10 protein-coding genes are annotated in these 14,628 nt (G+C 68.8%); 2 read left to right on the top strand and 8 right to left on the bottom strand.

Going from position 1 to position 14,628, the window contains the following annotated elements; all coding sequences use genetic code 11:
- Window positions 1-119 precede the first annotated feature (119 nt).
- Together RZE79_RS02920 and RZE79_RS02915 are read left to right on the top strand one after the other, a co-directional pair.
- On the top strand, window positions 120-599 hold the full coding sequence (locus RZE79_RS02920) for a type VI secretion system tube protein Hcp (RefSeq protein ID WP_153280893.1): 480 nt from the start codon (window positions 120-122) through the stop codon (window positions 597-599).
- A gap of 96 nt (window positions 600-695) precedes the next feature.
- Window positions 696-1,232, top strand: coding sequence for a peptidoglycan-binding domain-containing protein (locus RZE79_RS02915; RefSeq protein WP_153280894.1), 537 nt, complete (start codon window positions 696-698; stop codon window positions 1,230-1,232).
- A 94-nt stretch (window positions 1,233-1,326) separates the two neighbouring features.
- Here the strand turns inward: RZE79_RS02915 and RZE79_RS02910 are convergent, their stop codons facing one another.
- From RZE79_RS02910 to tssH, 8 genes are all read right to left on the bottom strand, one after another.
- Window positions 1,327-2,121, bottom strand: coding sequence for a PP2C family serine/threonine-protein phosphatase (locus RZE79_RS02910; RefSeq protein ID WP_319358948.1), 795 nt, complete (start codon window positions 2,119-2,121; stop codon window positions 1,327-1,329).
- A 40-nt stretch (window positions 2,122-2,161) separates the two neighbouring features.
- Window positions 2,162-3,835 (bottom strand): type VI secretion system-associated FHA domain protein TagH, encoded by a 1,674-nt coding sequence (tagH, locus tag RZE79_RS02905; RefSeq protein ID WP_319358947.1) that lies wholly within the window; start codon window positions 3,833-3,835, stop codon window positions 2,162-2,164.
- A 114-nt stretch (window positions 3,836-3,949) separates the two neighbouring features.
- Window positions 3,950-4,345, bottom strand: a complete 396-nt coding sequence (locus tag RZE79_RS02900; protein WP_153280896.1) for a DUF4150 domain-containing protein — start codon at window positions 4,343-4,345, stop codon at window positions 3,950-3,952.
- 21 nt (window positions 4,346-4,366) lie between these two features.
- The gene (locus tag RZE79_RS02895) at window positions 4,367-5,062 is read right to left on the bottom strand and encodes a DUF3540 domain-containing protein (RefSeq protein ID WP_319358946.1); all 696 of its coding nucleotides are present in this window, start codon (window positions 5,060-5,062) and stop codon (window positions 4,367-4,369) included.
- Between the two features lie 47 nt (window positions 5,063-5,109).
- The gene (locus RZE79_RS02890) at window positions 5,110-6,162 is read right to left on the bottom strand and encodes a pentapeptide repeat-containing protein (protein ID WP_153280898.1); all 1,053 of its coding nucleotides are present in this window, start codon (window positions 6,160-6,162) and stop codon (window positions 5,110-5,112) included.
- Window positions 6,159-8,753 carry a DUF2169 domain-containing protein gene (locus tag RZE79_RS02885; protein ID WP_319358945.1) on the bottom strand — a complete coding sequence of 865 codons (2,595 nt, stop codon included), beginning with the start codon at window positions 8,751-8,753 and terminating at the stop codon, window positions 6,159-6,161. Before RZE79_RS02885 ends, RZE79_RS02890 begins: the two co-directional genes overlap by 4 nt.
- A 22-nt stretch (window positions 8,754-8,775) precedes the next feature.
- The gene (locus RZE79_RS02880) at window positions 8,776-11,853 is read right to left on the bottom strand and encodes a type VI secretion system tip protein TssI/VgrG (protein ID WP_319358944.1); all 3,078 of its coding nucleotides are present in this window, start codon (window positions 11,851-11,853) and stop codon (window positions 8,776-8,778) included.
- 40 nt (window positions 11,854-11,893) lie between these two features.
- Window positions 11,894-14,605, bottom strand: coding sequence for a type VI secretion system ATPase TssH (gene tssH / locus RZE79_RS02875; RefSeq protein WP_319358943.1), 2,712 nt, complete (start codon window positions 14,603-14,605; stop codon window positions 11,894-11,896).
- Between the last annotated feature and the right edge of the window lie 23 nt (window positions 14,606-14,628).

Genomic DNA, 14,628 nt, shown 5'->3' with positions numbered 1-14,628 from the left:
CCGTTTCGTTCTATGAGTAGCTGCCGGGCATCGGAACTTTTCTCTCTCCGCCGGCAGCCATTTTTTTCGTTTCGATCATCAACCGCCCGAATGCAAATCGGGTTCCAAGGAGTAGGAACATGTCATCTGACTTTCACATCAAGCTCGACGGCGTCAAGGGCGAGTCTTCTCACAAGGACCACAAGGACGAGATCGAGATTTCGTCGTGGTCGTGGCACGTGAGCAATGCATCGGGCGCGGGTTCGGGCGGTGGTTCGGGCAAGGGCAAAGCCACGCCGGGTGAGTTCAACTTCGTGCACACCTACGACAAGGCCTCGCCGGTACTCGCCAAGAACTGCGTCAGCGGCAAGCACTTCAAGGACCTGGTCATGACCTGCCGCAAGTCGGGCGAAGGCCAGCAGGAGTACCTGAAGGTCACGCTCAAGGAAGTCTTCATCTCCAACGTGGGCCCCGGCGGCGCACAAGGCGGTGATGTGCAGGAGCAGGTGTCGTGCAGCTTCAAGGACATCGAGTTCGCCTACAAGGGCCAGGACGACAAGGGCGCCGGCGGCGGCGAGGTGAAGTTCGGCTGGAACGTGGCCACCACCGAAACCCGCTGACGGGCGACGGACTCGTCAGCCCCGTGCGCTCCCGGCGCGACACCGTGCCGGGGCCGGTCCCTGCCCGTCCTCATACGCCCTCACCGGAGCAATGCCATGGCATTCAGTACCCCCTTCATCGGCAAGACCGGTAACTCGCTCATTGCCTACAACATCGATTGGTCTGTCGGCCAGATCGGCGCCAACACACGCGAAGACGTGATGCTGGTGCAAGCGCTGCTGAAGATCTTCTACTACGAGCTGCTGGGCTTCAACCACGACCACGATCCGCCCCCGGGCGAGACCGCCGTGATCGAGGTGGACGGCCTCAAGGGGCCGATCACGCAGCGGCACATCACGCACTTCCAGGAACAGCTGATTGCGCGTGGCAGCCACCTGGTGCCGGACGGCATCTTCGATCCGTTCCGCAAGCCCGGCGCCGTGACGACGCAGACCAAGTCGCGCTACGCGCTCGACCTGCTCAACAACGGATGCGCCAACGCCTGCGCCGAGCAGAACGTCGACTACTACACCAACCTGCCAAACCGGACCGACATGCCGCCGCTGCTGCGCAGCGCCCTGAAGCGCGTGAAGAAGTCGGCCAACAAGTACACCTACGTTGCCGTGACGGTGCCGGCCACGGGCGGCGCCTGAAACGCCTGACCCGCGTCGCACAGCCCTCCCCTCCCGATGCCCGTCCAGTGGACGGGCATTTTTCATGGGGGATCGCACTCGGGAGCCCGCAGGCTCAAGGGTCCGTCGACGCCACGCTCTCGGGCAGCAGCCGCGTCATGTCGTCGTCCGCGTCCTCGATCACCCACAGCGTGAGCGCCGTGTAGTTGTCGTGGCCCGGCTTGGCATTGGCCTTGATCTGCGCGTCGAGCAGCTCGGTCCACTGGCTGGGCGTGCGCGAGGCGTGCAGCGTGTCGACCAGGCACTCGTCGCCCAGCGGCTCCCACACGCCGTCGCTGCACAGCAGCAGCACGTCGCCGGGCACGAGGCGCATGCGGTCGGACACCGCGATGTCGGGCGCCTCCTCGATCGAGCCCAGTGCCGACAGCAGCATGTTGCGTTGCGGATGCAGGCGCGCACCCTCTTCGTCGAGCATGCCGCCCGCGACCATCTGCTGCACCAGGCTGTGGTCGGTGGTGCGCGCCACGATGGCGCCGCCGCGGAACAGGTAGGCGCGGCTGTCGCCGCTGTGCACCCAGGCCAACGCTTCGCGCTCCAGGTCGATCACCGCGAACACCACCGTGGAGCGCATGCCGGCGAGCTTGCCCCCCTCGGCCTGGCGCGCCACCACGTCCAGGTTGGCGCGTTCCACCAGCGCGCGCAGCACGGCCTCATCGAGCGAGGGCGCGGCGGAGAAACCGCCGAGCATGCTGGCGCGCACCGTGGCGGCCGCCACGTCGCCGCCGCCGTGGCCGCCCGCGCCGTCGGCCACCAGGCAGGCGACGTAGCGTTCGTCGTGCCAGTGGCCGTGCACGTCCTCGTTGTAGGTGCGGCCGCCCTGCCGGGAGAGCGTGACGATTTCGATTTCCAAGCGGGGTGCCTCGCGTGTGCTGGGGTGGTTCTGGGGGTCTTCAGGTGTCGGACTTGAGGCGCGCCATCTGCTCTTCGTAGGCCGCGAGGAAGGCCTTGCCGAAGAGGCTGTGGAAGTCGTCCTCGGCCTCGCTCGCGATGCCGCCGTACAGCGCCACGAACTGGTCCCAGAGCTTGGCCTTGCGGTTGGCGGCAAAGAGCGCGTCGAGCGCGGTCTTGGCGCTGATCTTCTTCTCGAGCTCGGCCGGCTCGAAGCGACCGATGACGTGGGCCAGCGCCGCGCGCATGCCCACCATCACGCCGAACTGGTGCGCACGCAGGTCGTCGAAGGCGTCGCGCATCGCGGCCTCGGGCGGCATGAAGCCGCGCACGCCGGGGCCCAGCAGGTGCGCCAGCGCGACCTCGACCGTGGGCGAGAACTTGAGCGGGTTGTTGGCCTGCGACGCGATCATCGTGACCTCGGCGCGCACCTCGCGCTTGAACTCCTGGCGCGTGAGCAGCAGCTGCAGCGTGCCTTCGGTGGACGTGCGCAACATCGCGCCGATGCGCTCCATGAGGCCCGGCGTGAGCATCTCGGGCGGCTGGTGCGTGCTGGCCAGGCCGCGCAGGAAGGCGGCGAGCAGTTCGTCGTCGGAGGCGGTGCGCGGGGACGGGGCGGCTGCGGGTGTTGCCGGCGGCGCGACGTACACGGGCGGTGGGGGTGGCGGGGGCGGTGGCGGCTCGGCCACGCGGCCCGCGTTCTCGGGCCCGCTGATGCGGATCGGTTGGCCGGTCACGTCGTCGAACTTCGCGAGCGAGGCCACGGGCGCTGGCGCGGGCGCAGGGGGCGGCGGCGGCGTGATGGCCTTCGGCGGCTCGAAGCCGAACTGGTCGATCGGCAAATGATCGGAGCGCGGCACCGGCGTGGCGGGCGCGGTGCGTTGGAACGCGGCCATCGGGTCGGCGTCCGACGCGGTGTTGGGCTGCAGCAGCGGATCGGCCAGCGGCGACAGCGCGAGCGGATCGCCGCCGATGCCGCCGGCGCCCGGCGAACCGCCGAAGAGGTCGTCGATGCTCGCGGCCTTGCCATGCGCAGGCGGCGCGCCGAGATCGGAAAAGTCGTCGAGCGCGCCGAGCCCTGCGGAGGGTGCGGCCGACGGCGTGGGGCCGAGCAGGTTTGCGAACGGGTCGACAGCGTCGGCCTGCGCGTTGCGCGAGCCGCCGGCCATGGGGTCGGGGAAGAGCAGCGACTCGGCGGGTGCGGGGGCGGCACGGGCCGCAGCCGGCGCCGGGGCGGGCGCGGCCGGTGACCCCAGCCCCGCAAGCAGGTCGGCGAACGGATCGTCGCTGCTGCTGGCAGGCGCGGCTGCCGACGCCGACATCACGGTGTTGGGAATGGCCGGCGCGGGCGATGGCGCCGCAGCCGCCGTCACGCGCACCGAGAGCTCGAAGCTGCCGATGACGAGGCGTGCGCCGTCGGTCAGCGCCGCTTCCTTGCCGGCGCCCAGCGGCACGCCGTTGCATTGCATCGCGTTGCTGCCGCGGTCGATGACGAAGTACTGGCCCTCGCGGCACAGCACCTGCGCATGCACGCGCGAAACGGTGCGGTCGGGGTCGTCGAGCACGAGCGCGTTGGTGTCGGCGCGGCCGATGGTGCCCCCGCCGGGCCCGAAGTCCGCGGCGATGGACGGTCCGGCCGGCATGCCTTGCCGGGTGATGACAGCGATATGGATCATGAATCGGCCCCCGATGGCGGCTGCGCCCGTGCAATCTCGCAAGGAGTATTCATTCCGTGGGGCCGGTTGGCAATCTCGCCTTAAGAGGTATGCCGCATGCGCGCCGTCGCGGCCTCACGGCGCCAGCAGCACCACGAGCGGCTGGCTCGGCACGGTGCGCACGCCGGGGCAGTTGGTGCTGTTCTGCAGCGAGGTGCTGGTGAGCCGCGTGGCCGGCATGCCCATCCACAGCACGGTGAAGGCGCCCGTGAGGTGGCGGCTCGGCCCCATCACCGTGCCCGAGGCCACGCCCAGCAGCACGCCGGGGTTGTCGCCGTTGGTCATCGGGATGGTGGTGCCCAGGTTGTGCGCCGGCGCGCCCATCACGAGGATCGTCGGGCAGTTGGGAATGGCCATCGGCCCCATCGCGATGTTGGGGTACGGCACCGGAATCGGCGACGGCGCGGCGGGCGTGATGCAGACATCGGGAAAGCCCATGTCGGTGCCCATCAACTGGCAGTTGGCGAACATGACGGCGCCTTTCTTTTTTCTTCAACCGAAATGGATCTGCGCGCCGCGCGCCTTGATGAGCTCGCGGCCGTTCACGAGCGTGTGCTCTCCTTCGAGGCGCAGCAGCTGCCTGGCTTCGCACTCGAGGTGCGTGGCGGCCACCCGGTCGATGCCATCGGTGGTACGCAGGTAGTGCTTGCTGAAATGCTGCACGCGGTCCATCACCGAGGACAACACCGATCCCACCAGCTTGAAGCTGGTGGCCACCACGCTGAGCTGACGGCCGACGACGTCCGCGGTGTCGGTGGCCACGCGTGTCTTGTGCGTGGCAATGTCCAACTCGTCCGAGCGCAGGCCGACGCGCGCGGCCGCCAGTTCGAGCGCCCCGCCCTCCACGGCAATGCGCATCTGGCCCGGGCAGCTCACGATGTTGGGCGTGCCCTCCTCGCGCTGCAGCACCGCCATGACCCAGACTTCGTCGGGTGCGATGCGCAGGCACGCCACGCTGTCGCCGGCGGCCGGCTCGAGCAGGCAACTGGCGGCGCGCGTGGCACGAAGGCGCAGGTCGCCGCTGGTGACGACGAGCGCGCGCTTCGCGCCCGCACCGGCGCCACCCGCGCTACTGGCGCTGCCGACGATGCCTACGCACCATTCGCCGGGAATGGCCTTGGCCCTGGGCTTGACCGCGCGGTGCTTGCGGGCCGGCGCACCGGCGGGTTTCTTCAGCGTTGCGTTCATCGTGCATTCCCCTGTGCTCTGTTCATTCGTTCATTCATGCGGTGGGCTCAGGCAGCCAGCGGCTGCCAGCGTTCGGACGCCTGCAGGTCCGGATCGGATTCGATGGCGCGCGCGCGGTCGCTCATCTGCGCGTTCTCGGTGATCGCGCCGTGCAGCACGGTGCGCAGCATGGTGGCGCGGCGCAGGTCAGCCGCGGCCAGGTCCGCGTGCCGGAAGTCGGCATACGTGAGCTCCGCGCCGCTGAAGTTGGCGGCCTGCAGCTTTGCGCCCGCAAAGTGCGTCTGGTAGAGGTCGCAGCCTCCGAAGTTGGCCTGCGGCAACGCGGCGCCGGTGAACAGTGCCTGCCGAAGCCGCGCGCCCGAGAAATCGACGCCCTGGCCCGCAGCCTCGCAAAAGATCGCCAGCGGCGCAACCGCCTGCGCGAACCTTGCGCCGTCCAGCTTCGCACTCTGGAAGTTGCACTGCTGCAGCGCGATGCCGCTGAAGTCGGCGCCGCTCAGGTCGGCCGACGAGAACTGGCAGCCGTCCAGCGCCAGTCCCTCGAACGACATGCCCTTGAGCGAGGTCTTGAAGAACACGTTGCGCAGCATCCGCGCGCCGGCCCAGCTCAGGTGCGAGAGGTCGCATTCGTTGACCGTCGTGTACTGCCAGCTGGTGTCGTCGGCGCACACGTCCAGCAGCACCGACTGGGTGATGACGGCCGAGTCGAGCTTCACGCCGCGCAGCCCGGCATGGGCGAGCCGGCAGCGGGCCACCGTGGCCATCGTCAACGAGGCCTCGGCCAGCTGCGCATGCGACATCTCGCATTCGGTGAAGACCGCGCCGTGCAGGTCGCACTGGCGCAGGTCCGCATGGTCCAGGATGCAGCGGTTGAACACGGCCTTGCGCAGGTTCGCGCCCGAGGCGATGGCGCCGCGCAGGTCGCACTGGTCGAACACGGTCTCTCGCAGGTCGGCGCCGCGAAAGTCGGCCTCGGCGAAGTTGACGTTGGAGAACACGCCGCCGCCCAGCGCCAGCCCTGCGTAGGCGCCCTTGCGCAGGTCGAGGCCTTGCAGCGTCTCGCCGACGCCCACGGCAATGGCCAGCAGGTTCGGCGTCATGCCGCCACCTGCTCTTCGGGCGTCAGCCGCGGCCAGGTGCGCGCGCGCTTGAGCAGCGCACCGTCGAAGCTGGTCGAGCCGTCCAGGCGCACGCGGCTCAGGTCGGCGCCAAAGAGGTTGCTGCGGCGCAGATCGGCGCCGCGCAGGTTGGCCGACTGGAGCACGGCACCGCTGAAGTCCACGCCCGACAGCAGCGCGTTGGCGCAGCCGGCCTTGCGCAGCAGCGCGCCCTTGGCGCTGGCCAGCCGCAGGTCCGCGCCTTCCATCTGCGCCTCGCACAGGTTGGCGCCATCGAGCACCGCGCGCACGAGCTTCGCGCCGCGCAGGTCGCAGGCGCCGAAGTTGAAGTTGCGCAGGTTGGCCTGGCCCAGGTCCGCACCGGCCAGGCTGGTGCCCTTCACGGTCACGGCGCCCACGCACTGCGCGCCCATGAGCCTGGCGTCGTCGAGCCTGCAGGTCACGAAGGTGGCCGCGGCCAGGTTCGCGCCGTGCATGTCGACGCCCGAGAGGTTGGACTCGAGGAAATTGCAGACCGACAGGTCCGCCTCGGGCCAGCGCATGCCGCGCAGATCGAGCTTGTGAAACAGCTGGCCAGACAGTAGCGCACCGGTCCAGTCCGCATCGCCCCAGGTCGTCTCCAGCAGATTGGCCCTGCTGAAGTTCGCGCGCCGCATCTGCGTGCCGGCGAAGTCGCAATGCATGAGCGTTGCCTCGGTGAAGTCCGCATCGTCGAAGACGCCTTGCCCGAGCAGGGCCCGGCCCAGGTTGGCCTTGCCGAACGTCGCGCCGATGGCGATCACGCCTTCCAGGTTCGCATGCGCGAGCACCGCGCCCGCGAGGTTGGCGCCCGAGAGGTTGCTGTTCGCGAAGTTCACGCTCTCCAGCCACGCGCCTTCGAAGTTCATCTCCCGCAGGTCCAGGCCCGACAGGTCCGCGCCGGTGAAGTCGATGCCCGCGAAGAACCTGACGCCCGCCGCACTCGCGCGCGCAACTTCGCTGCGCAGCCTGGCGGCCTCGTCGGCCGGCATCGCGAAGGCCGGCGGCTGCATGTGGGCGGACTGGAGATAGCCCGCGCGTTCGGCATCCTCGATGCGGCACAGCTGGGGGTACATCGGCTGGAGGTCCAGCGCCTGGGTGGTGCCGGCCACCATCGCCTGCATCCGGGCCAGGTGCTGGTCGGGATCGTAGGTGGGCGGGCCGCGGTGCTGCAGCGCGGCGATATCGACCTTCTTCTCCTCGGCGAACGCGAGCGCTTTCTCGATGGCGGTCACCGCGTCTTCTATCGATGCCCACTTCTGCGCCTCGGCCTCCTTCATCTGCGCAAGGAGGTACGCGGGCAGCTCGTCGCCGGTGGGCACCTTCTCGCGCGGCGGCATGCGGATGCCCAGCGCGTCCGGGTCCTGGCCCATGGCAATGGCCTTCTCGCGCGCGATCTCCACGTCCGCCTCCGCGCGGCGACGCTGGGCCTCGCCTTGCAGGCCTTCGCTCGCGAAGGGGGCCTTCGCGGCCTCGACGTCAGGATCGGCGGTACTCACGCCTTCGGGCAGCAGGTCGCTGTCGACGATGGCGTAGACCGGTCCCATCACCGGATCGGCCCGCTTCGCCGCGGCGTCCAGGTAGTGGGCATCGGCCTTGGGCTCGCCCACGCGCTCGACGGCGCCCATGAGGCTGACCACGTCGGAGCCGTCGTCGGTGCCGACCTCGGCCAGGCCCTGGAAGATGGCGATGCAGCGCTCGGCGTGCGGAAAGAACCACACGGTCGTCAGGCGCAGTGGCACTTCGCGGACCTTGGGCTCCGCGTTGTCCATGCGATAGCCGACGAAGACGCGCGCGCGCATCCCGGGCAGCCGGCCTTCGACCAGCGGCTTGTGCGGATGCATGTTCTCGAACGAGAAGGGCTCGTCGCCCACGAGCGCCGCATCCATCCACTGGTCGGCCGGCGCGAGGTTGAAGTAGCGCCAGTCGGTGTCGGGTGCGAAGCCCGGCGCGTGCTGCTTCAGGTAGCCGGCGTCGTAGGTGCCGCGGTACTGCACGCGCTGCGGATGCATCACGTCGAGTGCGCCGAAGCCGGCCGGGGCAATGGCCTGGTCGGGGCGCAGCAGGCGGTCGTGCGGCAACTCGGTGTTGGGCAGCCAGGCCGTGCCGTCGGTCTTCTGGCGGCCGCGCCCTGCGGTGTTGAGTGCGAAGTCCGGGCCGCCGTAGGCCTTCGACCAGTCCAGGGGCATCTGCGCGAAGGGCATCGGCGCGGTGGCGCGCGCGCCGTCCCAGTGCCGCTCGCCGAACACCAGCAGGGTTTTCTCGCGCGTGCCGAAGCGGGCCCGCACGGCGCAGGCGTTGGGCCGGTCGTCCGGCGCGAAGGCCCTGCCGTGCACCAGGAACTCCGGCGTGAGCTTGGCCACGCCCTCGTCGATCAAGGGCGTTGCCATCTCCTTCGCAAGGAAGGACCACATCGACTGCTCGGCCCACAGCGAGCCGCGCTCGCCCTGTGCAAAGGGCAGGTGCAGGCAGGCGCTGACGCTCAGGCCGAAGCGCTTGCGGAACTCGATGGGGCGTGTCGACAGGCCGAGCGCCTGGGGTTTGATGACTTGCATGGTCGCGTCTGGCGTTCTCTCTCTATGGCACTCCGCCGTCCATCGGATCGGATGGTGGCGGTGGCGGTGGCGGCGGCGGCGGCGGCGGTGGCGGTGGCGGCGGCGGTGGCGGCGGCGGCGGTGGCGGTGGCGGTGGCGGTGGCGGTGGCGGTGGCGGTGGCGGTGGTGGCGGCGGTGGCGGTGGCGGTGGCGGTGGCGGTGGCGGTGGCGGTGGCGGTGGCGGTGGCGGCGGCGGCGGTGGTGGCGTGGGTGACCACTCCTGCGCCGGTTCCGGCGTGGCGGCTTCGCCTTCCGGCGGCGGTGGCGGTGGCGGCGGCGCGGGCGTGTTGTTGGCCAGCGTGGACGTATCCTCCGCGCGCCGTTCGGCGCCGGTCTTGATCTCGGCCACGGTCATGATGCCCTCGGCCAGGATGACGGGGACGGTTCCGACCACCGGGATCATGGCAATGATGCCTTCGATGCGCCGCCGTTCGGTGATGCGCGACAGCGCCCTCAGCCGGTCCCCAAGGCCCGTGAGCCCCACGAGGTCGGCCTCGGCGGCGGCATCCCTGAGCTGCTGGGCCGCATCCTCGTACTGCTTGAGCGTTGCGGCGATGTCCTTCTTGGCGCTCGCCAGGCCCGCGACAAAACCCAAGGCACCGGCGACCGCGGCACCGCCCGCACCGCCCGCACCGGCACCGGGCGTGAACGTGTGCATGGTCGCCTGCTTCACCTCGATGGGATAGGCGTGGATCTCCGGCGCGACGCCCGACGACAACTTCACGCCCAGCGCGGTCTCGATCGCCACGCCCACGAAATTGTTGACGGCGAGCGCCAGCGCGTTGTCGATGCTCATGCCCATGAAGGTCGAGCGCGCCATGCCCAGGTTGGCCTCGCTGTTGCTGCCGATGTAGCCGCTCGTGTTGGGCCCCAGGATCGTCGTATTGGAGCCGCACGAGGTCGCATCGATGTTGCCCACCGCCATCATCTCGATGCCGGTGTTGCTCAGGAGCTTGATCTTGTTGGCCATCAGGTGCAGCGGCCCGGTGGGCACCGTGATGTATTTGGAGCTCGCGCCGGTCACCAGCCAGTCAATGTGGCCGGCCTCGAAGCTCATCTTGGCGGCCTTGTAGGTCAGGTTGCCGCTGACGGTGACGGTCTGGTCGCCGGTCACGCTGCGGGTCTCCCCCGCACGCGAGATGTCGCTGCGCGCGCCGATCACCTCATGGGTGCCGGTGCCCGTCACCTTCAGCATGTCGTTGCTGTCGACGAAGGTGTCGCGGTTGCCCACCACCTGGTTGTTCTGCTTGCCCTTGACTGTGTTCTTCTGGTCCACCACCACCATGTTGGTGTCGTTGCGCGTCACGGTGCTCTTGCGGTCGCGGTCCACCAGGCTGGTCTGGTCGCGCTTGACGGTGATGGTCTGGTCGCGGTCCACCGTGGTGGAGTCATCCAGCTCCACGCTGCGGCTCATGTTCTTCTCGGCGTGGATGTTGATGTTCTCCTCGCCCTTCTTGTCCTCGAACATGATCTCGTTGTAGTTCGCAGGACCGCCGCCGGGCGTGGAGCGGGTCTTGAAGCCGCTCTGCGTGGGCGACTTGTACGGAATGGGCTGGTCGTCGTTGTAGACGCGGCCCACGATCACCGGGCGGTCGGGGTCGCCGTTGAGGAAGTCGACGATCACCTCCTGGCCGATGCGCGGCGCGAAGTAGCCGCCCCAGCCCTTGCCGCCCCAGGGTTGCGACACGCGCACCCAGCAGGTCGACTTCTCGTTGCTCTCGTCGTAGCGGTCCCAGTGAAAGTGCACCTTCACGCGGCCGTGGTCGTCCACGTGCAGCTCGTCGCCCTTGGGTCCGACCACGATCGCCGTCTGCGGGCCGGGCATGGTCACGCGCGGCGTGAGACGCGGCGCACGGAACGGGCGGTCGACTGGCATAACCGTGAGCAGGAACAGGCTGCTGCCGGTCTGCGCGGCCGCCAGCGCGGGCGTGGCGGCGATCAGCTCTTCCAGCACCGGCAGGGTGTCGGCGTTCACGGCGTCGTCGCGCAGCACCTCGGCCAGCGCGCGCTGCACGGGCTGCGCCGCCGCGCTGGCGCTCACGCCCTCGTAGCCGCGGTGGCTGGCGATGAAGGTGCAGGCGGCGATCACGTAGTCGCCATTGCGCGTGCCGTCGGGGTCGTCCTCGAACTTGAAGCTGCGCCCGGCCGCGACGTCTGGCCACGGCGTGAGCGCCCAGTGGCGGTCGCGGCGCGCGTTGAGCTCGTCGCCGCGCAGCTTGGCGCGCGTCTCGGCGTCGTCGCCGGTGAAGTAGCCGCCGGGAAACTCGAACATCTCGAACTCCGCGAGCTCGTGCTGGTCGGAGCTGTCGATGTCGGCGCCCAGCTTCTTCTTGATGGCCTTGAAGTCGCTGTCGCGCGACGCATGCTTGCCGGTGTCGAACTGCCGCGCGCTGACCCAGCGCGAGATCTCGTTGAAGCGCGGTTCGGCCGCGTTGACCGCCATGTGGCGCAGCGTGTCGGTGGCGGGCAGCTTGTCGTGCGCCATGTCGCTGGCGTCCGACAGGTGCATGGTGCCGGGCGCGTCGTGCGCGTCGAACCAGTAGTAGATGCCCTCGTCTTCCAGCAGGCGCGACAAAAACTGGTAGTCGCTCTCCTGGTGCTGCACGCAGTAGCGGCGCGGGTTGTGCGTGCCGATGACGTTGGTGGCCTTGGTCTTCTTGAAGCGCTTGATCGGGCTGTCTTCGAACACCGCGTCGAGCACTTCGAGCACCTTCTTTTCCTGGTGGATGCGCGAGTTGGCGCGCTTGGTAAGCAGCCAGAACCACGAGCGCAGCGTGATGCGGTACTCGTAGTGCCGCCCCATGTGGCCCGCGCGCACGAAGCGCACGGCATGGCCCTGGCAATGCCGCTCGTGCGCGCCGCCGTCGGCGTCCTGGAACGCGATGACGACGTCGAAGGCGTGGCCCAGGATGTCCTTGGCGGCGAGGTCCTTGTTCTTCGACAGCACGGTGAGCTCGTAGGCCGCGGGGCGCGCCAGCGCCTCGTGCCCGACGATGCGCCAGAACATCAGGTCGTCCTTGGCGGGCGAATCGCTCTCGATGCGGAACTCGTGGTCGGCCATCTTGGGTCTCTCGGAAGTGGGGCGTCTCGCTGCGCGGGGGTCAGTCGAACGCGTAGGTGAAGTCGGCGTCCTTCACGTCGAGCGCGACGCGGCGGATCTCGCCGCCGGAGGCCAGGCGTTGCAGGTACTCGACCGAAATGGTGGGCAGCACGGTGTTGGTCAGGATCGCGTCGATCACGCGCCCGCCCGACTCCGGGTCCTGGCAGCGCGCGACCACCTGCTCGATCACCGCCTCGGTGTATTCGAAGGGCACGCCGTGGTTGGTTTCCACGCGCTTCTTGATGCGGCCCAGCTGCAGCCGCACGATCTTCTTCATCATGTCGGGCGACAGCGGGTAATAGGGAATGGTGACGATGCGGCCAAGCAGCGCGGGCGGGAACACCTTCATGAGCGGCGCCTTCAGCGCATCGGCCAGCGCGTTCGAATCGGGCAGCAGCTCGGGGTCGCGGCACATGCTCATCACGAGCTCGCTGCCGGCGTTGGTGGTCAGCAGGATGATCGTGTTCTTGAAATCGATCATGCGGCCCTCGCCGTCTTCCATCCAGCCCTTGTCGAAGACCTGGAAGAAGATCTCGTGCACGTCGGGGTGGGCCTTCTCCACTTCATCGAGCAGCACCACGCTGTACGGCCGGCGGCGCACGGCTTCCGTCAGGATGCCGCCTTCGCCGTAGCCCACGTAGCCGGGCGGCGCGCCCTTGAGCGTGGAGACGGTGTGCGCCTCCTGGAACTCGCTCATGTTGATGGTGATGATGTTCTGCTCGCCGCCGTACAGCGCCTCGGCCAGCGCCAGTGCGGTCTCGGTCTTGCCCACGCCCGAGGTGCCGCAGAGCATGAAGACGCCGATGGGTTTCTGCGGGTTGTCCAGCCGCGCGCGCGAGGTCTGGATGCGGCGCGCGATCATCTCCAGGCCGTGCTTCTGGCCGATGACGCGCTGGTTCAGCGTGTCGGCGAGCTTGAGCACTGCTTCGACTTCGTTCTTGACCATGCGGCCGACGGGAATGCCGGTCCAGTCGGCGACGACGGAGGCCACGGCCTGTTCATCGACCGACGGAAGGATCAGCGGGGACTCGCCCTGCACCGCATGGATCTTGGCCTGCAGCGCATGCAGCTCTTCGAGGAGCGCCGCGCGGTCTTCGCTCGCTGGCGCCGGGGACACGACGGCGTTCGCATCGCCGTCGGCCGGTGCCGCATCCACCGGCTTGTTTCCTGCCCGCAACTTGGCGCGCAGTTCGAGCAACCGATCGACCAGCCCTTTCTCTTCCTGCCAGCGCGCATTCAGCCTTTCGAGCTGCAGCTTCGATTCGACCAGCAACGCCTCGACCTGCGCCGAGCGCTTGGTCACGTCGATGCCGATGGTGGCCTCGCGGCCGATGATCTCCTGCTCGACCGTGAGCCCTTCGATGCGGCGCATGCAATCTTCGACTTCCGGCGGCGTCGCGTGCTGCGACACGGCCACGCGCGCGCAGGCGGTGTCGAGCAGGCTCACGGCCTTGTCGGGCAACTGGCGCGCGGGGATGTAGCGATGACTCAGCTTCACCGCGGCTTCAATCGCTTCGTCGAGCAGCTGCACGCGGTGGTGCTTCTCGAGCACGCTGGCCACGCCGCGCAGCATGAGGATCGCCTTGACCTCGTCGGGCTCTGGCACCTGCACGACCTGGAAGCGCCGCGTGAGCGCCGGGTCTTTCTCGATGTACTTCTTGTACTCGGCCCAGGTGGTCGCGCCGATGGTGCGCAGGTTGCCGCGTGCCAGTGCAGGCTTGAGCAGGTTGGCCGCATCGCCGGTGCCGGCCGCGCCGCCCGCACCCACGAGCGTGTGGATCTCGTCGATGAACAGGATGATCGGCGTCGGCGAACTCTGCACCTCGTCGATCACCTGGCGCAGGCGCTGCTCGAACTCGCCCTTCATGCTTGCGCCGGCCTGCAGCAGGCCGATGTCGAGCGTGAGCAGCTTCACGTCCTTCAGCTGCGGCGGCACGTCGCCGCGCGCCAGGCGCTGCGCGAAGCCTTCGACCACCGCCGTCTTGCCGACGCCCGCCTCGCCCGTGAGCAGCGGGTTGTTCTGGCGGCGGCGCATGAGGATGTCGACGATCTGGCGGATTTCCTCGTCCCGCCCGGTCACCGGGTCCATCTCTCCCTTCTTGGCTTTCTCCGTGAGGTCGACAGCAAATTTCTTGAGGGCATCGCCCTTGCCCATGGCGGCCGGCGCCATGGCGCCCGAGTCTTCGCCGGGTGTGCCGCTGCCCATGCCGGTGCCGTCCTGCGCACGCATCTGCGCTTCGGGCGAGGCGTCGCAAATCTTCGGGAAGTTGTCGGCCAGGTCTTCGACCTTGATCTTCTCGAACTGCTTCGAGAGATTGAACAGCGGGTTGCGCAGGCTCTGGGTTTTCAGCATGGCGACCACGATGTAGCCGGTGCGCACCTGCGCTTCACCGAACTGCAGCGTCGCGTAGGTCCACGCGCGCTCGATGGCGTTCTCGATGTGCGGCGAGAAATCGCTGATGGCGGTGGCGCCGCGCGGCAGGCGGTCGAGCGCGGCCGTCATGTCTTTCGCGATCACCGACACATCGAGGCCGTAGTGCTGGATCACGCGGTGAAGGTCGGAGTCCTGCGCCTGCAGCAGCTGGGCGAACCAGTGCTCCAGCTCCACATACGGATTGCCGCGCATCTTGCAGAAGACGGTGGCGCCCTCGATGGCCTTGTAGGCCAGCGAGTTGAGTTTGCCGAAGAGGGCGGTGCGGCTGATTTCACTCATGGAGGACTCCGTATCTCTTCTGA

Source organism: Variovorax sp. EBFNA2 (assembly GCF_033802765.1).
GTDB lineage: Bacteria > Pseudomonadota > Gammaproteobacteria > Burkholderiales > Burkholderiaceae_C > Variovorax > Variovorax paradoxus_H.
The sequence above is the reverse complement of the archived record's forward strand: the minus strand, read 5'-3'. Positions and strand labels throughout refer to the sequence as shown.